16 protein-coding genes are annotated in these 24,885 nt (G+C 49.6%); all 16 read right to left on the bottom strand.

The features are described from left to right. Positions 1–2,250 (bottom strand): HD family phosphohydrolase, encoded by a 2,250-nt coding sequence (locus P5G61_RS01400; RefSeq protein ID WP_024628469.1) that lies wholly within the window; start codon positions 2,248–2,250, stop codon positions 1–3. A 15-nt stretch (positions 2,251–2,265) separates the two neighbouring features. After that, positions 2,266–3,237 (bottom strand): PhoH family protein, encoded by a 972-nt coding sequence (locus P5G61_RS01395; RefSeq protein ID WP_094937324.1) that lies wholly within the window; start codon positions 3,235–3,237, stop codon positions 2,266–2,268. A gap of 6 nt (positions 3,238–3,243) precedes the next feature. Continuing rightward, positions 3,244–4,437 carry a sporulation protein YqfD gene (gene yqfD, locus P5G61_RS01390; protein WP_301243737.1) on the bottom strand — a complete coding sequence of 398 codons (1,194 nt, stop codon included), beginning with the start codon at positions 4,435–4,437 and terminating at the stop codon, positions 3,244–3,246. Further along, complete coding sequence (gene yqfC, locus P5G61_RS01385) at positions 4,434–4,727, bottom strand: sporulation protein YqfC (protein ID WP_024628472.1); 294 nt, start codon at positions 4,725–4,727, stop codon at positions 4,434–4,436. The genes yqfD and yqfC overlap by 4 nt, the downstream gene beginning before the upstream one ends. Before the next feature lie 179 nt (positions 4,728–4,906). Further along, the gene (locus tag P5G61_RS01380; protein WP_301243735.1) at positions 4,907–5,527 is read right to left on the bottom strand and encodes a hypothetical protein; all 621 of its coding nucleotides are present in this window, start codon (positions 5,525–5,527) and stop codon (positions 4,907–4,909) included. 13 nt (positions 5,528–5,540) lie between these two features. Next, the gene (gene floA, locus P5G61_RS01375; protein ID WP_301243733.1) at positions 5,541–6,551 is read right to left on the bottom strand and encodes a flotillin-like protein FloA; all 1,011 of its coding nucleotides are present in this window, start codon (positions 6,549–6,551) and stop codon (positions 5,541–5,543) included. Between the two features lie 162 nt (positions 6,552–6,713). Continuing rightward, entirely contained in the window at positions 6,714–8,036 is a 1,323-nt protein-coding gene (locus P5G61_RS01370) for an NfeD family protein (protein ID WP_301244296.1), read from the bottom strand. A gap of 336 nt (positions 8,037–8,372) precedes the next feature. Continuing rightward, entirely contained in the window at positions 8,373–8,816 is a 444-nt protein-coding gene (locus tag P5G61_RS01365; RefSeq protein ID WP_024628476.1) for a GatB/YqeY domain-containing protein, read from the bottom strand. 15 nt (positions 8,817–8,831) lie between these two features. Beyond that, the gene (gene rpsU, locus P5G61_RS01360) at positions 8,832–9,005 is read right to left on the bottom strand and encodes a 30S ribosomal protein S21 (RefSeq protein ID WP_005547957.1); all 174 of its coding nucleotides are present in this window, start codon (positions 9,003–9,005) and stop codon (positions 8,832–8,834) included. A gap of 198 nt (positions 9,006–9,203) precedes the next feature. Next, positions 9,204–9,563, bottom strand: coding sequence for a histidine triad nucleotide-binding protein (locus tag P5G61_RS01355; RefSeq protein ID WP_024628477.1), 360 nt, complete (start codon positions 9,561–9,563; stop codon positions 9,204–9,206). Positions 9,564–9,774: 211 nt separating this feature from the next. Next, on the bottom strand, positions 9,775–10,068 hold the full coding sequence (locus P5G61_RS01350) for a hypothetical protein (protein WP_285078309.1): 294 nt from the start codon (positions 10,066–10,068) through the stop codon (positions 9,775–9,777). Positions 10,069–10,570: 502 nt separating this feature from the next. Beyond that, a complete protein-coding gene (locus P5G61_RS01345; protein WP_301243602.1) occupies positions 10,571–13,990 on the bottom strand; it encodes an AAA family ATPase in 3,420 nt (1,139 codons plus the stop codon). Then, positions 13,987–15,171, bottom strand: a complete 1,185-nt coding sequence (locus P5G61_RS01340; protein WP_285078134.1) for an exonuclease SbcCD subunit D — start codon at positions 15,169–15,171, stop codon at positions 13,987–13,989. The genes P5G61_RS01345 and P5G61_RS01340 overlap by 4 nt, the downstream gene beginning before the upstream one ends. Positions 15,172–15,242: 71 nt before the next feature. Beyond that, positions 15,243–19,544, bottom strand: coding sequence for a helicase-exonuclease AddAB subunit AddA (gene addA, locus P5G61_RS01335; RefSeq protein ID WP_301243600.1), 4,302 nt, complete (start codon positions 19,542–19,544; stop codon positions 15,243–15,245). Then, a complete protein-coding gene (addB, locus tag P5G61_RS01330; protein ID WP_301243598.1) occupies positions 19,541–23,047 on the bottom strand; it encodes a helicase-exonuclease AddAB subunit AddB in 3,507 nt (1,168 codons plus the stop codon). The genes addA and addB overlap by 4 nt, the downstream gene beginning before the upstream one ends. Before the next feature lie 202 nt (positions 23,048–23,249). Further along, on the bottom strand, positions 23,250–24,626 hold the full coding sequence (locus tag P5G61_RS01325; protein WP_301243596.1) for a class I SAM-dependent rRNA methyltransferase: 1,377 nt from the start codon (positions 24,624–24,626) through the stop codon (positions 23,250–23,252). Positions 24,627–24,885 lie beyond the last annotated feature (259 nt).

The following is a 24,885-nucleotide window of genomic DNA, read 5'->3' as shown; positions in this document are numbered from 1 at the left end:
TCAACCCGCCTCAGGCGATGTTGGCTTCGGTTTCTTCATTTCCTCCGGATATTCAATCCTGGAGTGGAATATACCCATGACGGTTTCCTTAAGGGTTTTGGCAACGATGTCTAGTTCGCGCATCGTCAGATCACAGTCGTTAAACTGATGATCGTCCAGCCGACCTTTAATTATTTTTTCGATCATGGATTCCACTTGTTCCACGGTAGGCTTACGTAAGGAACGAACTGCAGCTTCCACGCTGTCAGCGATACCAACAATTGCCGACTCCTTGGACTGGGCCTTGGGACCCGGATAACGGAAATCATCTTCAGTGAAATCAGGTTCCACCCCTGCTTCCTCGGCCTGACGCAGCGCTTTGTGATAGAAGTAATGCAGGAAGGTTGTACCATGATGCTGCTCGGCAATGTCTCGAATAGGCCTTGGCAGCTTATAGTCCTTCTGCATCTCCACACCATCCCGTGCGTGAGCAACGATAATGGACTTGCTCAGCTTGGGATCAATCGAATCATGCGGATTTTCCATATTATTTTGATTTTCAATAAAATAAATGGGTCTTTTGGTTTTGCCAATATCATGGTAATACGAGCCGACCCGACATAACAAGCCGTTTGCACCAATTGCCTCCGCTGCCGCCTCTGACAGGTTTCCGACCATCACACTGTGGTGATATGTGCCGGGTGTCTCTGTTAGCAGTTTGCGCAATAGCGGATGATTGGGATTAGACAATTCCACCAGTTTCAGGGCAGACAAGATGCCAAACGAGGTTTCGAAAAACGGCATCAGCCCAATGACTAATATGGCGGTCAGTACGCCTCCAGCAAACGCGAATCCAATGCCATACAGCGTTGTCGTCCGGTTCCAGTCACTCGAGTCAATCAGAGCCAGCGTGAAGACCGCGATTGATCCGAACAGACACACCATAATGGCGCCTTTCAGGATCGTAGACCGCTGACTTGCCCGATGGGTGGCAAAGATCGCAACAAATGATACCAACACCGCGAAGAAACCAAGTTCAAAGTCAAAAATCTGACCCTGATGTGTATTCAAAATAATGCTCGACAGCATCCCGATAATAATCGAACATACAAAAGCAAGTGATGTATCCAGCAGTAATGCAATTAACATTGCGCCTACGGCAACAGGGGCAAGAAAGCCTACATATGACTTCTCACTGGTCTGGAGTATCGCTGTGACGTGCATAACCACAATGGTAATAATAAATATGAGAACAAGCATCAGCAGCTGAGCATTGTTATATTTGAAGTGCGTTCCGCTGAATTGCTGAATATACATGAGAATCGCTGCCGACAACAGACAGGACAGCATAAGCAATCCAAGCTGAGGCCAATAGTTTACTTCGTTTTTCAGCAAATCGTTCTCGCCCAAAAGAGTGTACATCTCCGGGGTGATCATCTCACCCTTGGCAACGAGCGTATCTCCTTGCTTGATAAAGACCGTTTGAGTATTCTCACGCGCCTGCACTTTAGCTTCTTTTGTACCCTCTTCATCGTAGAAGCGGTTCGACGTTACTACAAGACGCGCAAGCTCCTGTACAACCTCACGCTGTGTACGTTTGCTAAGGGAGCTCACACTCACCATCTCGGCCACTTTGGCACGAGCTGTTGTAGCCTCGCTAATCTGGTCGGTCATTAATCTGGAGACGATATCCCGCGCAACGGACTTCATCTCCTGAATATCATCCGAAGTCAGACGTGAAATTTTGATATATGTTTCTTCCGGGATACGGTAGCTTTGCTCCTGTACCACATTTCTGATCTCTTCCAAAAGAGTTTCGGAGTATGTACCCGCTTTCCGGTTGTTGTTGATAAAATTGGACACAAAGTCTTTCTGGCGCTGCGGTATTTCATCACGATAAATGTCAATCTTGTCCTGACTGGAAATCTGATCATCCTGATTCAGCCGATCAATACGATCGAGCAGCGTGGTCATCAGATTTTCATTCCGCATCTGCACGATCTGAAACATCGGCTGCACACGTTCAGCGGCTTCTTCTTGCGCTTTTAGTGTAGCCTTGGTATTCGGAATCTGCATGGGCGCAGCAATATTCACTTCGCTTCGTGTGCCTTCCTGAATATCATACCGCTCAGGGAGCAGTTTGGAGGCAAGACTCACGTAGAAAAGGATCACCAGAAACAAAAACAGAAGATAGCGTGCCCACACGCTATACTTCCATCCTGTAGCTCTATTTTGAAAAGATTTGCCTTTTGACAGTTCCTTCGAGGTCATCGAGACAATCCCTTTCTATTCTTGATTTTCTGCGGCGTGGTTATAGGCCACGATAATTTTCTGGACGAGGGAGTGCCGTACAACGTCTTGCTCGGCAAAGTAGACAAATCCAATTTCTTCCACTTGGCCCAGTATTGAATTTGCTTCCACAAGCCCCGACTTTTTGCCGCGCGGTAAATCAATTTGTGTCACGTCACCGGTAATGACCATTTTGGAACCAAAACCAAGACGGGTCAGAAACATTTTCATCTGTTCCGGTGTCGTATTCTGGGCTTCATCCAGGATAATAAACGAATCATCCAGTGTACGTCCCCGCATATAGGCTAGAGGTGCAATTTCGATCAATCCGCGCTCCAGTGCCTTGGCCGTCTGCTCTTGTCCCATAACGTCATACAAGGCGTCATACAGGGGCCGTAGATAAGGGTCAACCTTTTCCTGAAGATCACCAGGCAAGAAGCCAAGACTTTCTCCTGCTTCAACAGCAGGCCTTGTGAGCACGATCCGTTTGACGCTTCCTTCCTTGAGTGCTGCCACAGCCAGCACAACTGCAAGATACGTTTTACCTGTACCGGCAGGACCGATACCAAATACAACATCACGTTTTTTAATTGTAGTTACATAGTGTTTCTGTCCAATCGTCTTAACCCGGATCGGTTTACCACGGTAGGTCGTTGTAATCTCGCCTTTGAACAGATCCAGAAGCTGGTCTGCACGCAGTTCCTTTGCAAGCTCAATGGCATACTTAACGTCCCTTTCGGTTAACACATATCCGTTACGTACCAATTGCAACAACACATCAAATAATTGTTCAAGTGATTCCACATTTTGAATGTTGCCATGAATCACAATCTCCGCTTCACGGGATGCGATCTGGGCGGGAATCTCGGATTCAATCAGTTTCAGAAAAATATCTTGGGGTCCAAAAAGAGATTGACCCTCTCCCGCACTTTGGAGGGAGATTCGTATGCTGCGTGTTTGCTCTGACAAATAGCCTCATTCTCCTTGACTATGGACTAACGGAAGTTCTTCCGCAATGCTTTCTTCTACTTCAAACAATACTTTCATATAAACTTTACCATTCTCTTTCTTCTCATGCAAAATTTTTTCACTTAAAATTTTCGTTCCTTTGCCATTTTTGGCGATAATATCGTTTCTCGCTCCTTCCAGTCCTTTTGTTCTAGCCCATTCTATCGTGTTTTGCTGCTCTTTTTCCTGAGTTTCCAAATCTTTCTCCGTCAGCCATCCCATGGGAAGTGTGAAGGATCTCCAGGTCAGCGGTTTATGATTACTTTCTGTATCAAATGAAGTGAAAGGCGTATCCCCGTATCCCCAGAGCTGAATCGCCCATTTCCCCAGCACAATGTAAAAACGTTCCTTGCTCTCCCCGGTCATCGTATTATGTTTTTGCACAAGGGGGACTTCGACCTGATACTCACGCCACACCAGTCCACGTACTTCCCCTTTGGCAACAATGGTTTTTGTATTCTCTTCATCTCCCAAAATACCGGATATCAGTACCTGTCCCTTCTTGACACGCATGTCCTTCTGCACGACAGGGCGTCCCTGCTCCGCGTATATTTGAGTGATTACAGCATCTGTTTTACTGACCAGATGTCTCGGGTTCAGCAGCGGTTCACGCTTGGGCTGTGCTGACTCCACAACCTGGATGGTGATGGTTGTCCCTTCTTTGCTCACCCCAATCCAGGTTACATCCGGCAGAGCGAGCGCGAGCTGTCTGGAGAGCTTGTCCTGGCTTTGCAGCCGAAATGCCCACTGGAAGGGGTAAATGCCTTCTTTCTTTGCTGCCGCAAGCACTTCATCCGTGGGAATCGTCACATTGCCTTTGACTTCTATATTCCAAACCATCGATGACAACGCAAACAGAGCTGCTATAAAAAACAGCATGCCGCCCAGAAAGAACTTCCTTCTCAATAAACGGGCTGCAAAAAAAGGAAATCCACTCCGGTGTGTCACCTTTACACGGCAGCCTGTCCGTTTCAGCAAAGGACGCAGCCTAAAAAAATGCGGTAGCAGAATATACATTTCTGCCTTGCGCCCGTCATGGGCACGCAGGTCCCATACTTCCAGTCCCTGCTCTGCCACCGTGTTGATCAATGCTTCAATATCACCCCCAGTGACCGTGATTCGGACTGCTCCGCGCAGTTTGTACAGACTGGGCTGCTTCATCCGTTCCCCTCCGCTCCATTCATATGAATATCCAGAATTGTTCCTTCAACAGCCACTTCATCCGGCAAAATATTGCGAATCATCAATTCAGTCCCTTTGATCTCCAGCTGGCCTTGGGAGAGAGCCAGAACGATGCGATCCGGTGTAAAATGAATGACACCACGATGATTCTCTATATACAATTGCTTTGTGCCGATCAGGGTTAACCGTGGCATATCGTAAAGCACGTCCTGCGGCAGATCCAGAACTTCACTGGTCCATCTGCGCAGCTTGCGGCTGATCCGGGTCATTCGAAGGTCTTCCCCCTTCCTCTACAGTTCAACTTATGCGCAGATTCATGAAATTATGAAAACTACGGACCGTGTTAGATGTGAAATATGAGAAAAAAGATGATGAACGCAAAAAAAAAGCCGTCTCCGGCATATTGCTCACCAGAAACGGCTCTATTCCTTCTAAATCACTTAGATTGTTACAGTTTCCCTCTTGAACCGAAAGGCTGCTTGGATCGAGGAGCACCCAATACTTCTGCCCATAAAACACCCGTACGAATGTCTTCCGGACGAAGATGGGAATTTCCCGATTCACTTGATTCCACTTGATCCCAACTGGAATCAGCCACAACAGGTTTGTTTGAAGAAGAAAAGCGATTTAGCCTTTCTTGAATCAGACGTTGTTGCCTTTCGAATTCTTTCTTTTGTTGGTCAAGCGAACGTTCCATCTCACCACTAAAGTTTCGGCTACCTACTTCATCTGAAGGACGAGAGGAAGCTTGTGGTCCTGAATACGGCTGATCATAACGACCTTCATCATACTGGTTCTCATACGGTTCATCGTACTGGTTCTCGTAGGGTTCATCATAACGGGTTTCACCAGCAGCTTCAGTGCTGGCAGTTTTCTTTGGAAAGGTCTGCGCTGGTGAACGGTCGGACTGATCTGAGTCACCAGTGCCTCCAAAGGTCGGCATTCCATTGTTCTGACGCTTTTTGTTTGGATCAGCTGATTTGGCTGCTCTTCCCAGAAAAGAAAAGAGCGCAAAACCGATGACAGCCACGATATACAGATTGTTAAAAATCCATTCGAATAGGCCCATATGCACTCACCGCCTATCTTCCGTTTTTGGAATCACCCTGATCGTTAGAATTCGAGCCCTCAGCAGGTTTTCCCAGTGTATTACGCATTTGAGTGTCAGCTTCAATATTTTTGAGGTTCATGTAATCCATAATTCCGATTTTACCAGTACGCAGAGCCTCTGCCATTGCAAGTGGTACTGCGGATTCTGACTCAACTACACGCGCTCTCATTTCTACAACGCGCGCTTTCATCTCTTGCTCTTGAGCTACAGCCATTGCACGACGCTCTTCCGCTTTGGCCTGAGCGATCCGCTTGTCAGCTTCTGCCTGCTCGGTTTGTAGAAATGCACCAATGTTCTTACCTACATCTACGTCCGCAATATCAATGGACAGAATCTCAAAAGCAGTCCCGGAATCCAGACCTTTGGACAAGACAGTACGAGAGATCAGATCCGGATTTTCCAAAACTTCTTTGTGGGAGTCCGCTGAACCGTTCGTACTTACAATACCTTCACCAACCCGGGCAATAATCGTCTCTTCACCCGCACCACCAACAAGTCGATCAATATTGGCACGAACTGTAATTCTTGCTCGTACGTTAACTTCAATACCATCTTTGGCTACAGCAGAAACTACAGGCGTTTCTATTACACGTGGGTTAACACTCATTTGTACAGCTTGCAATACATCACGTCCTGCAAGGTCAATCGCAGCAGCACGTTCGAACTCGAGTGGAATGTTTGCACGTTGAGCAGCAATCAAAGCATTGACAACACGGTCCACGTTACCACCAGCAAGGAAGTGACTCTCAAGTTGGTTCATCGATAATTGTAGACCAGCCTTGGTTGCTTTGATCATCGGATTTACGATCCGACTTGGTGTTACACGTCTGAGTCTCATCGCTACCAATGTAATAATACTAACACGTACACCGGATGCAATTGCCGAGATCCAGAGCATTACTGGGAAAAAGCTGAAGAATACGCTCAATACGATAATTGCAACAACCGCAATGAGCAAAACGGTAATCATGGTTGGTTCCATAGTATAAATTCCTCCATTTTCGTTTTGATTTTGGCAAAAATTATATGAACATACATTCATAAATCTGTTACTAAATTAAAGATTACACCGCTTTGCTGGCATCTTCAGCATAGTGGTTATGTACGGTTGCCTAAGCACTGAGCAGCCCGGCAACAGAGCGGATTAAACCGGTAACGATTGTTGAACAACAATGCGTGTACCTTCCGCTTTAATTACAACAATCGGTGTATTCACCGGAATGAAATCCCCATCCGATACGACATCAATCCGTTCCCCATTAAACATCGCTGTGCCGGCAGGACGAAGCGGTGTCAGGCTGATTCCTTGCAACCCGATCAGTTCTTTTCGTTCTGTAGCGGAAGAATATCCACGGTCAGCCGACAATCTGTCGCTTAGGATGAATCGATTCCATATCCCTCGATCCTTAAACAGAATAACGACAATTGCAATGACTACAAGCGCAGCCCCAAAAGCAATACCCAACGATATGAAAGCATCGCTTGTATCATAAGCTGCCCGTACAACACCTGCCACAAGTGCAATTGATCCCAGTATACCTAGAATCCCCATACTCGGAATAAACATCTCCAGAATCATCATGATGAGTCCAACAGTGAATAACACCCATGTCTCTGCTCCGGCAAAACCGGCAATGTAATTCCCTGAGAAATAAAGCACAAAGCACACGATGCCAACAATTCCAGGCACCCCGAACCCAGGTACAATTAACTCAATGATCACACCGGCTATTCCCAGGAATAGCAAGACCGTCATGACGACAGGATTAGTGAGAAATGTAGATATGTTCTCAGCGGCTGTTCTCTGAACGTTGAACACATCATCCTGACTGTAACCAAGCCAGGCTGCTGCTTCCTCTGGCGTGTTGCTTATATGGTCCGCATAACCCACTTTTAGCGCTTCTTCGGCCGAGAGAGCAATAATTTCACCTTTTTCCTTGGTTTTATTAATCTCAGGCATCTCCACGACCATGTTAACATCCGTCATTCCGGCTGCAATTTTGCCGTCACGGCCACTTTTCTCAGCCGCTCCCTGCATCTTGCTCTTCCAGAATGCAACCAGCTTCGGATCATCGACGTGTTTACCCGTGCTGTCCACCATTGCTGCCGCACCGATCATGCTGCCTGGCGACATTACGATCTTATCTGCATTCAAAGCCAGAAAACTCCCGGCCGAGGCAGCATCTCCACGCACAAATGCAACGGTTTCAACTGGACTTTCCTTAATCAGGGTACCCAGTTCTTCAGCCGTGTCGACACGCCCTCCCGGCGTATTAATATCCAGAACGATCAGGCCAGCATTCATCTCTTCTGCTTCCTTGAACCCTCGTTCCATAAACTTTCCAAGTCCCTGCTCGATTGGTTTATCCACCGGAATGATATATACGGCGCCACTTTTCTCAGCTGCATGCGCTGACGGTGATCCAATCCAGACAGGAAGCAGCAGCGTCAGTAGCATCATGAGCATTAATGACCCCGTAAGCTTCTTCCGGCGCTTTCCCTTCACAAATAGTCCCCCCTTTTCCATTAATGTTATACTGTCCAGCTTATGGTATTTATTACGTACAATGCAACATTTCGTTTCAAAATCTTAGAATTATATTTAAAATCGCCAGCAATTGCAACATTCCAAATCCATTATCATATATATTATCCATTTAAAAGCAATATTTGTGAATTTCTTTTAACAGATGAATGACTTCCCAGCCGGCTTCAGGTTTCTTCTCAAACTGAGTACCGTATCCAATGGCGTAAAACGGAAAAAACACCCCCTGACAAGTCAGGAGGTGTTCATTGATTTGCTTTATTGCAGAAATTGTTGAACTGCTTGATTTACCAGTTTGCCATCCGCTTTGCCTTTGACTTTCGGCATAAGGGCAGACATGACTTTCCCCATCTCGGCTTTCGAAGAAGCACCGGTTTCCTGGATGGTCTGCTGTACAATAACTTTAATTTCTTCTTCGGTAAGCTGTGCGGGAAGGTACTGACTGAGTAATTCAATTTCCGCTTTTGCATTTGCCGCGAGGTCATCACGGCCCGCTTTGTCAAATTCTTGGAGGGCATCTTTGCGCTGTTTGATTTCACGACTCAGAATATCAAGCACTTCGTTATCATCCAAATCTCTTTTCAAATCTATTTCAAGATTCTTGATCGTCGAACGAATCAACCGAATGTTGGAGAGCTTGAACTTGTCCTTGCTCTTCATCGCTTGCTTCATATCTTCGTTCAATCGTTCGCTAAGATTCATGTAGTTAAAATCCTCCTAAAACTTTCTCTTACGAGCAGCCTCGGACTTTTTCTTGCGCTTTACGCTTGGCTTCTCATAATGCTTACGTTTCTTCACCTCAGCCAATACGCCATCTTTTGCGATGGAACGTTTAAAGCGACGAAGTGCAGCATCAATAGTCTCGTTTTTGCGAACTTTAGTTTCAGACACCAGTTTTCCCTCCCTCCGACCAGACCGTCCAAGAGCAATAACACGGTTCATCACCTTTCATTATAGGCGAAAGGTAATAAAGGTGTCAACCTTAACGTAATGATCATTTATTTTATGTGAACTTCAGCTCCATATTCATGCCTTTTAAGCATATATGGATAAGTCCTGAATCAGAGTAAACTGAGTAAACTTGCTCGTTTATTTGTGGGAGTCAGACAAACTTGTCAACACGCCGAGTCGAGTCCCACCGAGCAAATGATAGTGCAGATGATGAACGGTTTGTTCTCCATCTTTGCCACAGTTATTAATCAGTCGGTAACCTGTTTCTTCCACACCGAGACGCTTGGCCGCTTCTTGCGCAGCCAAATGAATCTCACCGATCAACGGCAAATCTTCTGCGGTTACTTCATTCATGGAAGCAATATGTTTCTTGGGAATAACGAGTACATGGGTCGGTGCAGCGGGCTGGATGTCATGAAAGACGATGACATGGTCATTCTCCAGTACCTTATTGGAGGGGATGCTGCCCTCTACAATTTTGCAAAATAAGCAATCCATTGTTCATACCCTCCTTTGGATTAAAAATTATGTATACCCTTCTATCATACCGGAACTGAAAAGTAAATTCCAATCGAACCTCTTCAGTTATGTCATTCAAACCGGGATGATGGACAAAAAAACCGTTCACATCTTAGTGGACTGCTGAGAGCGTACACCAAAGATGTGAACGGTTATATTGGCTACATGCATGATGATTCATTTTTTTCTATTAATAATAAGGCAATAAGGATAATGCAGTCAGTCCAACCAAAGGTAGTACCAGTCTGTTAAACCGTCTGCGACCGTAACCATAATAGGGGTATGGATAGCCGAAGCCCGGGAAGAATCCCCGCGAATGAGCGGGATAAGTAACTGGCATCATATTGGGTCCCCAGTTCGCTTGATTAACCATGGCTTCATTTCCCACGGGAACAGCCAAATAAATCATGTCATCATCCACGTTTTCCATAATGCCATCATAATGGGCACCGTCATGCATCTGTACACACACATAGCGATGCATGTGTTCCTTACACAGTTTCTTCGCTTCTACCTTTTCCACGTTTCATCGCCTCCGGATATGCTCTTCTCTTCATCACCCTTTCATGGTATTCAGATCTGGGCGAAATGACACTGTGAATGACAAGAGTTTCAGAATCGGGAATCGGGGTCCAAAAGAGTGAAATCAGTATAGGAGTTGTGCCTGTGAAATAAAAAAATAAAAAAGAAGCACCCCGTTGCAGTTTCCATACGGAGTTCTGCTGTCGCGGACGTCTAACCAGGAGTATTCCTGATCAGACGTCCGCCGGGGTACTTAACATAAAGTTTGTCGGCTTAACTGTAGTATAACAACAGGATGAACCTGTATCTGTGAGCTATCTCACTCCACTGACTCAGCGAGTATAAAAATGAGATTCAACCCAACTTAGTCAGTTAAGAGTTCCCTCAGGATCAACACCTTCTAAGGTGGGTTCCTGAGGGAGTCACAATTGGGACTCATTTAAAACAGTAATGTGTTCCGTCTCCTATAACGTTTCCAGAACCACACGAGAGCCAGCTCCGGCTTCACCCGCGGGAATAACCACAAGTTTGCGTGGCAAGCGTGCCCGCAGCTCTGGAACGTGGCTGATGATACCGACGGCAAGACGGTCATCATGCAGTTTTTCTAACGATGTAATGACGGTATCTAGCAGTTCAGGGTCCAATGTGCCAAAGCCTTCATCCAGAAAGAAGAATTGCAGCGGGTACTGACCGCGCAGCTGAATCTGGGCAGACAGAGCCAGGGCCAGTGATAACGAAGTCAGAAACGTCTCTCCACCGGACAAGGTGGACACCGGACGTTTAACCCCGCCGTTTGCATCGTCACAGATGACAAAGCCACCGCCCGAATCCACCTCAAGTGAATAGCGTTGTTTGGTCAGGAAGCGCAGGCGCTGTGAAGCAGCCTGACTAACCTGCATCAGCTGTTCTTCTGCAATATACTCGACAAATGCGTTACCTCTGAAAGCTGCTTGCAGTTTGCTAAGCATTTCACCTTGCCGGCTGACTTCCACGCGTTTATTCTCCAACTCGGTCCATCGAACGTGTCGCTGCTGCACATCTTCCAGATCCCGTTCTGCACGCGCCTTGGCTCTAAGAGCCGCTTCATCCTCTGCACGAGACGCCTGCAGTCGCTCTGTGCATGCCAACCATTGTTCCTCAGATACAACGGCTCCGCCCAGTTTCTGTTCAAGCTCACGTAATTGAGAAACAAGTTCACGATCACGATCACGATGCTGCTGAATTTCCGCAGCCAGCTGCTCCGCTTCCTGGGAAGGAAGGGCTGCTTCCACAACGGCAGTCTCGGAGTCAAATGGCGATTGATCCAGTAATTGTTTCCAGCGTTCCTGCGCCTGCTGCAAATGCTCTGCTGCCGAGGCTGCGGCTTGATGAGCCATGACATCCTTCTTGGCTGATTCCTGCTTCAACGCATCCGCTTCCTTGAAACGCTGTACCGACTCAGCAGCCACTCTTCGCAGTTCATCCAGTCGAGTCTGGGCCGCAGCAATTAAGTCCTCGACCCGTTGCTCGCCAACCCATTGACGCAGACGCTCTTCCTTCTCAGCAAGCTGTTTGCTGTTGCCTTGCCATTCCGTCTGCCACTGAATCAGCTGTTTGTCCAATTCGACCAGCTTCTGCTGGAGAGACTGTACCAGCTGTTCTTTCTCTTCAAGGAACGTCACGCTCTTATTTAATCGTTCCTTAATGTCTTCTGCGCGCGCGTCGCGCTCCTGCATCGCCTGGTGGAGGGCCATAGCCTCCTCTTGAGCGATGCCTGGCAGTTCCGCGGCCCAGCGGCCGTGCAAGGCGGCTGCGGCGGCCTCACTCTCGGCCAATCGGCGCTCCGCCTGGGCGAGCCCGGCTTGGCCGGCCTCTTGCGCAGCAGCCGCTTCTATGCGGCGCTGCTGCGCGCCTACAGCCGCCTGCTGCAACGCGGCGGCTTCCGCTTGCAGCGGCGCAGCGGCTGCGGCCAGCGCCCGCGCGGCTTCGCGCAGTGCAGCGGCACGCTCCGCCCAGTCTGCCGGGGAGCGCCCGTGTACGGGCGACCCGGCAGACTCTGGCTCCGCAGCCGCAGGCGCGGCCTCGGCAGCGGCCGGGGCTTCGCTGGCCGCTGCGCCAAGCTGCGTCAGCAGGCTGCGACGTTCGTGCAGCTGCTGGCGCAGCCCAAAGCGCAGCTCCTGCAGCTCCGCGTGCAGGCTGCGCAGCAGTTCCAGGTCCGCATCGCCTGCGGGCGGACCTTCTCCCGGCGGCGCAGCCGGGAGCGGGTGGTGTGCGGAGCCGCACACCGGGCATGGCTCGCCGTCGCGCAGCTCGGCGCGCAAGGCGGAGGAGAGCCGGTGCAGCTCCTGCTCGCGCATCGTTCCACGCAGCTGCTCCTCCGCCCTGGCCAGCAGGCTCTGTTCGCGGCCAATGTCCTGCTCACAGGCAAGCAAGGCCTCAAGGCCCGTTGCCGCCTGTTCAATCAGCTGCTGACGCTGTTCACTCAGACGACCCTCTTCCTGGGCAGCCAGCTTCAGCCTCTCGGCACCTTGTTCAGCCGACTGTTTATTGGCTACCATCTCAGCCATGTTCTGGCGCAATTGCTCCGCCGCCGAATCCAGACGATGTCTCAATTCCAGTGCAGCCTGTATCTGTCTGCGTTCTTCGGACTTCACTTCATTCGGCTTGAGGCTTTCCTGTAATTCTTCCCGTCGTTTGCGCCCACGCTGCTGAAGTTCTTTTTCTTTCTCCAACTGCTGTCCGATGACGTTCTGTTCAGCCTGCCCTTTGTCCAAAAGCTGCTTGAGACGGTTACTGTCCTCTCGAAGCCCGTCTCGTTCCCGCTGCAACGCCTTGGCCTGTTCCAATTGTTCCAATCGAAGCAGCAACTTGGGTTCTTCCTCAGCCATCTGTACACGTGCCGTTTCGGCCTTCTCGCCTTCTAGCACAGACAGCCGTTCATGTTCCACTGCTTGCTGGTGAGCCATCTCGGCTGCATCCTGACGCAACTTCTGCTGCGCTGCTGCATCACGCATCGTCTGCAATGAAGGGAGTATCGCATCTGCAGCCCCGGCCTGCTTCAGCCGTTGTTCACCTGCTTCGATCTGTGGTGCACGTGCTTTCAGCTTTTCATGTTCCTCCGTGCGTACCTGCCGTTCTTGGCTTAACTCACGGACTTTGCCGAGCTGTTCGGCTTCCTTCGTCGCTTCATCAAGCGCTTTACGTGACAGCTCGGATTGCTTCACAGCAGCTTGAAGAAGAAACTCCGTTTCTGCCAACGTCTCTTTGCTGGCATTACCGAGCCCTTGCTGCTCCGCGGCCAGGGATTGATGAACCATATCATTGTCCTTCACCCGCCGGCTAAGCTTAATGGCAAGCTGATCTCCATACTTTTCCAGATGGAACAATCGTTGCAGCATCTGGCGCCGTTCACTGCCTTTCAGTGACAGAAATTCTGCGAATTTCCCTTGCGGAAGCACAACGGCACGCGTAAAGTCATCCATTTTCAACCCGATGACATCTTCAACGCAGCGATTCACGTCTGCCAGCTTGTCAGCCAGCACCTGCTCCTCTCCGTTGACAGTTTCGATGAATTTGCTAATTGTGTTGCTTACCGAAATCTCATTGTTTCGTTTGAAGCGTCGTTCCACCCGAAATCTTCTTGTGCCTTCTGCTGATACGAGTTCAAATGTAAAGGCAACAGACAATGAATCCTCCGCGTGATTCATAATCCCTTGGGTACCGTTAACCGCACGTTCCACTTTTCCGTACATCGCCAGCGTAATCGCGTCGAGCAAGGAAGATTTGCCACTGCCTGTAGGACCAAAAATGCCGAACAAACCCGTTTCAGTCAATACGGTGAAGTCAATCTCCTGTGTCTCTCGATAGCTTTGTAGACCCGCAACTTTTAATAGAATCGGCTTCAATTTCCTTCGACCTCCTCACGCACACCCGGCTCGTCCTCATCGACAAGTTCAAGGAACAGCTGTACCAGACTGTCTTCAGGTAATGCTCCACCCGTCTGACGCTGATAAAATTTGCGGAAAAGCTCATGTACCGGAAGCTCGGAACGTTGCTCCAAAAGCCCTGCTGCCGCCATCTCGGGATAGACCGGACGAATATGTATGATCCCTTCATGAGACTTCCGCAGCTGCTGGATCTCCTTCAGAGACATGGCATCATCCAGCCATACTTCCATATCGATAAAGGCTTGAGGATCGCGCCCTTCATCCAGCCACCGATAGACCTCAGCCAGACCGCCACGCGCCTTCCAGCGCACAAGTGGGCGGCCCGAGGTCAACAGTAATTCCTCCACATTTGCAGCCCCACCTGGTGCCAGATCAACCATCGTGACGGACTTGCTCTGCCCCGCTTCGGAGAAACTGTAGGCCAGCGGAGAACCACTATATCGGATCACACCTTCCCCTTTAACGGCCTGCGCACGATGGAGATGACCCAGAGCTGTATATTGAGCACCTGTCGATAGTGCGGAAGGATCAACCGTATAGGCGCCCCCTACCTGAATCGGACGTTCCGAATCACTTTCAACCCCGCCCAGAACATAAATATGGCTCATCGCCAAATTCACCGTCTCCGGACGAAAAGAAGCAGCCAGACGCTGCATTAACATGCCAACCCGGCGACTGTATGCCTGGCGAAGCACATTCTCGTCCCCATCCGTGGTCAGCAGTTCGTTCAATCGCGCTTCCGAGGGATATGGCAATGCAGCAATCTGTGCAGTCTCTCCAGTTCTCTTTGCATGGATGGTTACCGCTTCTGAAGTAGGCATACCTACAAGTGTAATTCCCTGTCTGTTCACAAGCGGGGTCACCGAAGCCACTCGCTCCGGCTGATCATGATTTCCGGCAATGACCACAAGTGGTCTTCCCTGTTCCGTCAGACGTGCCGCAGCCTCGTAAAAAAGCTGTTCCGCCGATGCAGGCGGATTAACGGAATCGTATACGTCTCCAGCCATCAATATGGCATCTGCCTGCTGCTCATCCGCAAGTCTAACAAGCTCATCCACAAAATCCTCCTGCTCTCGCAGCCGGCTTCGTCCCTCCAGCGTTTTTCCCAGATGCCAGTCCCCCGTGTGCAAAATACGCATCGTCCGTTCAACCCCTTTCTCATGCAAAATCCAATGATACAAATTTCATCCGGTCGTTTTAAAATTTCACTTTATAGCTTCACAGCATGTCCGCCATCAAAAAAGTACAGCCACTTCCGGTTGACTTTACGACCCAAAATATCTTCAATAGCCCGGCTATACAGCTCCAGCTGGAAACGATAGTTTTCCGTCAGTTTGTCCAATCCGCCGCGATGCTCCAACACCTGATCTGTCTTGTAATCGAGTAAAACAAGTTCGCCATCCACCTCATACAGGCAGTCGATAATCCCCTGTACCAGCACCGTCTCATTTTCTAGGGATGCCTGCATCTTACCGTCTTCCTCCAGCGTTTGCATGTCGGCATTCGGTGACAGTTCATGGAGCCATTCGGCAGGAGACTGATGTGCCGGAAGTCCATAAATAAACGGAATCTCCCGTTTCACCCACTCCGCACGCAACAATTCTGTCCCAGGTTCTGTATTGAAGAATCCGGCCAGTTGTTCAGCCTCAATAACCTCTGCCTGATGGGGGAGCAAAATCTTGAGCTCAACTAACCGCAAAAGTATCTGCTCAACGATTGGCGAGTCAACGGGTGAGCCATCCACAGGCAGGTGCTGCATTAACGTATGATACACCGTTCCCCGTTCGGCTCTGGTCAGTTGTTTCTCCTCCATAAATTTGGGGCGACGAAGATGCAATTTAAAGACCGAGCCTCCATCCTTCAGCTCACGGCTCTCAGAAACCATGAAAGCCTCCGATTGTTCTTCCATTTCATCCATCATCTGAACAGACGGATGGTCCTGCATCGCAAGCAATGTTTTCAGCTCAGTGACCGATGTGCTGGCAGCCACTTGAGTTGCTGCTTGATGGGGATATGTCCACGACAGCCGTTTATCGACCTCGTGAATTAGCTGTACACCCTCTTGCAAACTTGCTGCTGTAAATACACCTTCCCCGAGGTCTCGTAGAGCTGCATGTTGTTCATCCTCGTTGATCTCTATTTCCGTTGAGGAGGGGAACAGCTCCACAGGCTGAACTGCTTTTAAGGCAGCAACTCGATGTTTCCGCACCTCAGTCATACCATCTCCTTCACCAAGCGTCTGATCCAGAACTATTTCTCGGGATACTTGATCAGCAGAAATGACGGAAATGCCCCAGCGTGATTCATCATCCACAAGGCAGGCAGCAAATGAATCGGTACCTCCTGCAAGTTCACGCAGCAAAGTTGCATCTGGATGTCTCATCAGGGACGGACCGATCCAGTCCAGATAGCTACGACCTGCTGCAAGCAGATAGTCAGGCAATACCCGTTCCGGACTGTCCTTAATCTGAGACCAAGCGACTGCCTTTTTAACAACATCTTTCACCGTACCGACCAAAATCATTTTCTCTTTTGGACGGGTCAAAGCCACATAGAGCACCCGCATCTCTTCGGCAAGCAGCTCAAACTGGGCCCGACGACGAATCGCCAGATTTGCCAAGGTTGGATAGGCAACCCGATTCTCACGATCCACAAACCTCGGGCCAAATCCCAGCTCCTTATGCATCAGAAATGGCGAATTCAGATCCTGCTGATTGAACATTTTGGATATGCCCCCGACAAAAACAATAGGGAACTCCAACCCCTTACTCCGGTGAATCGTCATGATGCGTACTGCATTATCCTGCTCACCAGAACCACCTGCTACAGTCCCAAGATCTCCACCGTTCTCACGTAGTCTGGACACGTAGGTCAGGAAGCGGAACAAGCCACGGTTGGCCGTTGCCTCCTCATATTGCCGCGCACGATCATATAGGGCCTTCAGGTTACTTTGACGCTGCATGCCTCCAGGTAGGCCACCAACCCAGTCCAGATAACCCGTTTCCCGATACATGCGCCAAATGAGTTCGCTCAAGCTACCCTGTCTGGCTTCAAGCCGCCACTGCTCCAGCTGACGCATAAAACGAATTAACTTTTGTTGCAGATCAGTGCTGGTACCGTTTTCCCTATCCGCATCATCGCTTATACGTCCACCCATACTTGCATCTAGAACCTCATCTATATCTGCATGTACAGAGGATTCATGTATACGTTCGATAACGTCTACTTCGGCGGATACTGCCGATTCCCGCTGCCCTTGTTCTATTTCTGACCAGACTTCCGGCCATTGCAGCTGAATTGCAGATGAATCAGGATGCGAAGCGTGCTCTCCATGCTGTCTGGAGATGTTCGACGAACTTGCGAACGCTCCTGTAGCGGATACAACAGCATCATAGAAAGACTGTCTCTTGTCCCCAAGGCGAATCTGGGCCAATTCCTCTTCATCCAGTCCGACGATCGGCGAACGAAGCACGGAAGCAAGCGGAATATCCTGCCTTGGATTATCCACAATCTGCAGCAGGGACAACATCACTTCCACTTCCGTTGCTTGAAAATACCCTTTACTCTGCTCCCCTCCGGCAGGAATACCCTGCTGTCTGAATTCCTCGATCATGAGCGGAGCCCACATCAGGGCAGAGCGCAGCAAAATAACAATGTCTCCGTAACGCGCAGGTCGCATGGATTTAAGGGCTTTATCATAAACATTGAGAGCTGGTTTATCCGTATCTCCGACCATTTCACGAATACGGCGAGCCATGGCCCGAGCCTCCAGCTGAGCGGTTTCCAGCTCGGCACTCTCCAGCTCAGCAGAAGGCAACGCATCCCCATTCTCGTCCGTGCTTTCCGTGAGATCAGGTCCTCCGCCTTGACGATCGATCAACATAAGTTCAGGTGTGTATGCCTCATCTCCAAGCGTCTCTGCCGGGAAAGTAGCCCCATAAGCGAGCTGCGCTCGTTCATCATAGGCAATCTCGGCAACCCCTTCGTTCATGAGCTGCTTGAATAACATATTGACCGAATGGACTACTTCTGCACGACTGCGGAAGTTCCGCGCAAGATCAATACGTCGTCCTGCACGTAATGAGCCGTTCTCTCCGTCCGCATCCGTATACGCTGCATATTGACGGTATTTATTCAGAAATAGGCCGGGTTCAGCCAGACGAAAACGGTAAATGCTCTGCTTTACATCACCGACCATAAAGCGATTGCCCGGATTTTCTCTGGAAATCAATCTGACGATATCTTCCTGCACCGTATTGGTATCCTGATATTCATCCAACAGCACTTCATCGAAACGTGCCCGATATTCCATTGCTGCATCCGAAGGCATGGACAGCTCAGGCGTAGAATCTTCATGACGCAAAATATGAAGACAGTAATGCTCCAGGTCACTGAAATCGACCTGACCGCGCTCCTGCTTGGCCTGTCGATATCGCTCTCCAAATGCACTGACCAGCTTGGACAGCTCTTGCATGAGTGGTGCCGCCTGCTCCAGCTCCTGCCAGAAAGAAAAAGCACTTCTTCCAAACAACGACCCTTTCAGGTCTGTAACGGCTTTTTTTGCAGCCTCACGAAGTTCCTTGACCTGTTCTTGTAACCCCGGGTCCGTCTGATCTTTTTTACAAGGCTTCAGCTTGCCAAAAGCTGCGGGCTGAAACGCTTCGGGCAATCTTTCCCAAGGCATCACCTCAACAGCTGACAGAAGCTCTTCCACCATCAGCAAATCTTCTTTTAACGTATCTGCATAGGGTTTTGGGCCTTCCGGCTGCATGGATATGCTGATCCCTTGGCGCAGAAGACCCGCAGCACCACTCAGGGCAAGAGCGGCATCGCGTAAAATACTCTGAACCCATGCAGAACGACCAAGCGCCTCGACACTTTCCACCCGAAAAGCAGATGCCATTTCCGCAAGCCAATGATCCGGCCAGGAATGACTGCGTGAGAAATCATACAAACGCTGCACAAGTCGATGCATGGCATCATCGTTTCGTTCCCCACTGAACCAATCCACCAATTCGCGGAATGTACTGCCTTCGTCTTCTTCACCGTACTTTTCTTCAAACAACTGCTCCAACAATTCCTGCCGCATGATTTCAGCTTCATTTTCATTCAAAATCCGGAAAGCCGGGTTTAGCGGTATCTGCTGATAATAACGACGAATGACTTCCATACAGAATGAATGCAGTGTCGTAATGGAAGCACGCCCAAGCAATGACAATTGTTTGCGCAGATGTTCCTCCGCAGGCTGCTCCTCAAGTGCACGTTCCAGTGCTTCCCGAATCCGCTGCTTCATCTCGGCAGCAGCAGCTTTGGTAAATGTAGCGACCAGCAAACGATCTACGCTGAATCCCCGGGAAGGGTCTGCAATCTTACGAATAATCCGTTCAACCAATACAGCCGTCTTCCCGGAACCCGCTGCCGCAGCAACCAGGATGTCTTCCCCGCTCTGTGAGATGGCGCTCCACTGGTCATCACTCCAGAAGCTTCCCTCCGGTTTTGGCATATTCGTCATGAGCTTTCCCCTCCCTTGTGGTGAGACAGCATGTCCCAGATTTGCTGTTTGCCCGGTTTGGACAGCAGATTATATTCATTACCTTCGATAGTTTCATCAAATTGGCAGACGGATTTGTACGGACAAAAGGTGCATGCAACCTCCTGCTGGATACGGTAAGGTTCAATCGCCACATCCCCATCCGTAATCCGGGTGCCAATCTCGCGTATATTACTGCGAACGGAAGCGAGCAACGTATCCCATTGCTCCGGCGTAGCTACAGCAGCACTGCTATAAAAGCTGCCATCCGCCTTAAGCGCAACCGGAATAATGTCTGAATAGCCCTTGTCCAGGGTATTGTCCATTTGAGCGATCGCATCCCGGTCCGCCAGAAGCAAGCCTTTCATTTTGAACCGTTTCAGCAGTTCTTGTCCTGCCTGCTCCGATGTCATGCCGTTCGCGGATGTCAGCAGCGGGTTATGCACATGGAAATAGAGTGTTCCTCCAGGCATAGCCGATTCTCCAAGCCACTCCTCTGCAGCACTAAGCAGCACTTCCAAATACGTGAGCATCTGTAATGATAGGCCATAATACACCTCATGCAGTTTGAGATCGGTCTGGCTCGATTTATAATCAATGACCCGCAGCAGCAAGCCGTTCTCTCCTTCAGCCACATCCACACGGTCAATACGACCCACAATCTCCATCACACATCCATTTTCCAATTCAAAACGCAGTGGTGGTAGCGGTTTACCCGGTCCAAAATCAAGCTCCAACCCAATCGGTTCGAAACTTCCCCGTCTGGACTGCTCCCCCAGAATAACCGATGCCCGACTCACAATATCCTTCAACTTGCGAAAAATGTAACCGTACCGCTTCGTGCTAAGCAGGATTTCTCCCTGCAGCTGTGGTGCAATCTGCTCCACGGTATGCTCCGCTTCCTTCCGGCATTCTTCCGGAGAGAGACTTCCCCAGCTGCGATTTTGCTCACGCAAACGTATGGCAAGCTGACTCAAGGCAGCATGGAACAGTTGTCCGATGTCGGGAGCCTGTAAGCGATACAGCTGGCGCTCCTTCAGGCGCAGTCCATGGGATGCAAAATGGGAGAACGCACACGCCACAAAACGCTCCATTCGCGAGACACTGGTCCTTACCTCTGTGCCATATAATCTCCGGCTGGTAGCCGTACGCAGAGGTAACGCCTGATTGCGATAAAAGACCGATCCAAGCAATTGCTCCAGCCCAGGCCTGCTCGTCTCCCGAGAGACATGCCAGTTATAGATCGCCCACCACAATTCAGGAATATCTTCTCCACGACGCCATCTACGCAGTTGTCCGATGAGATAAGAGAGGCTTTGACCAGAATGGATAACATATGGCCAATGTACCTCTTCTGAACTCGTAACTGGCGGCTGGGCAAGCAATGGCTGTTCGTGCAGACCGAACATCCTCCGTACATGTCGTACAATTTCCGAGGGCAGTAGGGTTTTGCCTTCATCATCTGCGACGGGATAACTCAGCCACAACTGCTTGCTGGCCGCTGTCAGGGCGGTGTATATCAAAAAGCGTTCGTCCAGCATTTGTCTGGTTGCCCCTGGCCCAAGCTCCATACCTCTCTCCGTCAACAGCAGTCGTTCCTGTTCGGTTAATACACCATCATCCTGTGGCACAGCAGGCAGTTCACCATCGACAGCACCCAGAATAAACACGTACTTGATATCCTGAAGACGTGTACGATCCATCGATCCAACTAACACTTGATCAAGCGCTGGAGGAACGAGTCCCAACTTCAGTTCGGTCAATCCGGTCTCCATAAGCCCGGCAAACAGATCCATATCCAGCCGTTCGGCCCCCATCATATCAACCATCTGATCTAATAGATCTAGAACGGCACCCCACATTTGACGATGCTCTCTTGACCGTTCCGGATCCCCCTGGGCCTTGGCTTCAGCAGACATATGATCCAGTTTCCAAGGAATCTCGGCATCCTCCAGTAATCTGTAAAGCGCCGCACATTGGTCTTTGGCTGTCTTTGCCTTGCTCATTCGCTTCTCAAAAGCACCCAGTGGATCAACAATCACCGTTCGGCATTTTTCCATTAAGGACAGCATCTGCTCCCGACCCCGATTGCGGACATCCTGATCATTGTCTTCCAGAGAAAGACTGGGTACATACTTCCATGGCTTTCCATCTGTCCAGCGGTATCCGTGGATTCCGCAAGCCAATATATAGTTTTCGAGCTGGTCCATATCTTCACGTGTGATGGAACCGTCTCGTGGAAGCAGCAGATCCGTTTTGACACAGCGAAATACATCCTCGTAACGCCAGCGGCGACGAACGATATCCAGTGCCGAACGAATAAATTCAGATAATGGATGATGCAGTTCATTTCTTCTCCGATCCAGAAAGACAGGAACGTCATAGTCTCTGAACAGGGGCTCAGCAATGTCGGCGTATGTATCCAACTGACGAACGAGTACTGCCATATCCCGGTAACGCGCACCTTCATCTTGCGCCAGACGACGCATCTCACGCAGTGCCCCTTCCATCTCAGCCCGGCGGCTCTCAGCTGCATAAAGTCGGACACCTGCATCGCGCCCTTCACTCATCCAGCGAACCCTGCGATCAAAGCCAGCCTCCAAATGAGCCAGTCCAGGACTGCTTTCATACCTAGGCAAAATTTCCGATTGAAGCACCATCGTCTCATTAAGGACACCCAGATCCTCAGCCATGCCTTTGAGGCGTGTATATGCACTCGCTGTTGGATGGAACAGCTCCAATTCTCCTGGAAGTGCGCCGTGGTCGTAAGCACGATCCAAAGTCAATGCAATTGTTACGGAAGAAGCTTGCAGCATCAATCTTCCAATAACACTCATTTCCTGCGGGGTAAATCCCTGAAATCCATCAATCCAGATCTGTGCATCTTGCAGCAACGTGCTTTCCGTCAACCGCTCTGTCAGTTCAGTCAACGTGTCTTCATCGTCGATGTATAGTTCAGTCAATTCCTTTTCATAGTCATGATATATAAGAAGCAAGTCATGCAGCTTGTCTCCCAGAATCGGTGCAGAAGACGAGGAAGTATTCCATGCGGAAAGTCCTTCTTCCAGCGAAGTGGGGTCAAGTTCATAACGTTTAAACTCACTGTATAAGTCATTCAGGTCTCCTATAAATCCCAGCTGACTGCCCGATGCTCCAAACAGCTTCAATTCTTCCTTACGACGCTGGAGCACTTTGTAGAGCAGCATTTTTTTTCCTTCAGCTCCAATGGGAATACGTGCAGAACCACCTGCCTCCTGCATTACCCGGTAGGCCAATCGGCGAAAACCAAGCACTTCAGCACGCATGGTACCTTTAATAGCCCCTGAAGATACCAGTGACTGTTCGGTTCGAAACGAACTTTGTTCCGGGACCAGCAGAATCAGTGGTTTACCTTGCGGTTCCTTTTGAAGCAGGGATGTGATTTCCCGGGTAATCAGCGTGCTTTTACCGCTGCCTGCCCGGCCAATAACAAAGCGTACGGACATGTTTAATCCTCCAAACCATCACGAACAAGATTTTAATTCCCAGTATAACATATCTGACTTGGTTCGGAACATACGTTTGCCACTATCCGGCAATTCCAGAGAGAGATCATCTGCACACGAACATAGCAAAAAGCCCGCAGCTTATCCAAACTGTGGGCTCTTTGCGTAAATCTATGTCCGATTAAAATGGATATCGCTCCGATTAATTCTTTTTGCTGCGTACTTCAAAGATGGCAAATTTCAGGTAGTGACCTTCGTCTACACCCAGAATTTGGGGATGATCCTTACCGGCTGCTTTCCAGTCGATCAGACGCAGCACTTTGCCTGCGTCTTCGGCTGCATCTGCGATCGTTTCCAGAAAGAGATCCGGACGCATATGGTAAGAACAGCTTGCTGTTACCAGATACCCGCCCTCATTCACCAGCTTCATTCCTTGCAGATTGATGTCCTTATATCCACGGCATGCGCCTTTGACTGCTGATTTCGTTTTGGCAAACGCTGGCGGATCCAGGATGACCACATCAAAAGTTTTACCACCGGCTGCAAGCGCTTTGGAAGTATCCACTTTCTGTTCACCAGCACGCGCACGTGCATTACGATCATCGAGTCCTTTGACCTGCTCACGCAAGTATTGGAACGCATCTGCAACGACAAATTCGACCCGGTCAGTGAAGCCGTTCAGCTCTACATTGGTTCGTGCACTTTCAATCGCATGCTCTGAGATATCAAGGCATGTTACTTTTTTGGCTCCATATTTGCAGGCGTTCAATGTGAAGCTGCCTGTGTGGGAAAAACATTCCAGCACAGTGGCTCCGTCCCAATAAGGGAACGTCACAACCTTGCCGCTTTTATTGACAGGAAGTAATTGCTGCGTACCATCCTGCTCGGTCTGTTGGAGCGTAATGCCACTCTTGTAACCCCAGCCCTTCATAAGCGGTTCAATGGCTGCACGATTCTCTCGCTGGTCGAAGAAATACCCTGTTTTCTGACCCTCCACGATATCCACCTTAATGAGCAAGCCGTTCTCCGTTACCGTGACATGACGCGGGCAATCCCCATACAGTGGCCCTTTCGTTTGCTCCAAGCCTTCCAGTTCACGAATGGATACATCACTGCGTTCATAGATACCTTCCGGCTGCATCACTTCAATTAGAGCTTGTACAATCGCTTCGCGGCAACGGTCCATGCCCAATGTGAGCAATTGAACAACAAGGATGCTGCCAAAACGGTCAACGATCAGTCCTGGCAGAAAATCGGCTTCCCCATAAACGAGACGGTATGCCTCTCCATCCTGGATAAAACGCTCCCGGTGGCGCAAGCAATCGCGGAAACGCGCTGCAAAAAACGCGGTGTCCATCTGTTCAAACTCCAAAGGTTGATAGGCTACGACCCTTACTGTGATTTGAGATGCAGGATTATAGTATCCTGTCGCGAGATAGCGACCTTGGTGATTCAAAACGTTGACCAGATCTCCCGGCTCGGGGTTTCCGTCAACGGAGGCGATTTCATTGTTGTATATCCATGGGTGTGCATGTTCAAGCCGCTTTTTGCGGCTGCGTTCCAGTGTAACTGATGGCAAGATAGATCCACTTCCTTTAATTTATTGTTCAAAAGATAGGCTTGGTGCAAAGGAGACCGCTTCGGAGATGGATTGGACTTTCGATCGCTGTTGCGTTGTACAGGTAAATCTCAAATTTCACACTTGCCACTACGCTGACAGAACAACCTTCCGATCGCTGTTATCCCCAGATTTTTTTGATCCCTTTCTCCAAAGGGAAAATCCGGGGATAAAGGCGAGCGCTTCGCTTCTACAGGTTTTTTCTGCCCTCTCCGTTATC

The sequence above is a fragment of the Paenibacillus vandeheii genome (assembly GCF_030433635.1).
Lineage (GTDB): Bacteria > Bacillota > Bacilli > Paenibacillales > Paenibacillaceae > Paenibacillus > Paenibacillus vandeheii.
The sequence above is the reverse complement of the archived record's forward strand: the minus strand, read 5'-3'. Positions and strand labels throughout refer to the sequence as shown.

Excerpts from the sequence above, each read along its gene's own strand:
- P5G61_RS01400 (WP_024628469.1), bottom strand. The coding sequence starts at position 2,250 with ATGACCTCGAAGGAACTGTCAAAAGGCAAATCTTTTCAAAATAGAGCT.
- yqfD (WP_301243737.1), bottom strand. The coding sequence starts at position 4,437 with ATGAAGCAGCCCAGTCTGTACAAACTGCGCGGAGCAGTCCGAATCACG.
- yqfC (WP_024628472.1), bottom strand. The coding sequence starts at position 4,727 with ATGACCCGGATCAGCCGCAAGCTGCGCAGATGGACCAGTGAAGTTCTG.
- P5G61_RS01380 (WP_301243735.1), bottom strand. The coding sequence starts at position 5,527 with ATGGGCCTATTCGAATGGATTTTTAACAATCTGTATATCGTGGCTGTC.
- floA (WP_301243733.1), bottom strand. The coding sequence starts at position 6,551 with ATGGAACCAACCATGATTACCGTTTTGCTCATTGCGGTTGTTGCAATT.
- P5G61_RS01370 (WP_301244296.1), bottom strand. The coding sequence starts at position 8,036 with ATGCTCATGATGCTACTGACGCTGCTGCTTCCTGTCTGGATTGGATCA.
- P5G61_RS01365 (WP_024628476.1), bottom strand. The coding sequence starts at position 8,816 with ATGAATCTTAGCGAACGATTGAACGAAGATATGAAGCAAGCGATGAAG.
- P5G61_RS01355 (WP_024628477.1), bottom strand. The coding sequence starts at position 9,563 with ATGGATTGCTTATTTTGCAAAATTGTAGAGGGCAGCATCCCCTCCAAT.
- P5G61_RS01350 (WP_285078309.1), bottom strand. The coding sequence starts at position 10,068 with ATGCATCGCTATGTGTGTGTACAGATGCATGACGGTGCCCATTATGAT.
- P5G61_RS01340 (WP_285078134.1), bottom strand. The coding sequence starts at position 15,171 with ATGCGTATTTTGCACACGGGGGACTGGCATCTGGGAAAAACGCTGGAG.
- addA (WP_301243600.1), bottom strand. The coding sequence starts at position 19,544 with ATGACGAATATGCCAAAACCGGAGGGAAGCTTCTGGAGTGATGACCAG.
- addB (WP_301243598.1), bottom strand. The coding sequence starts at position 23,047 with ATGTCCGTACGCTTTGTTATTGGCCGGGCAGGCAGCGGTAAAAGCACG.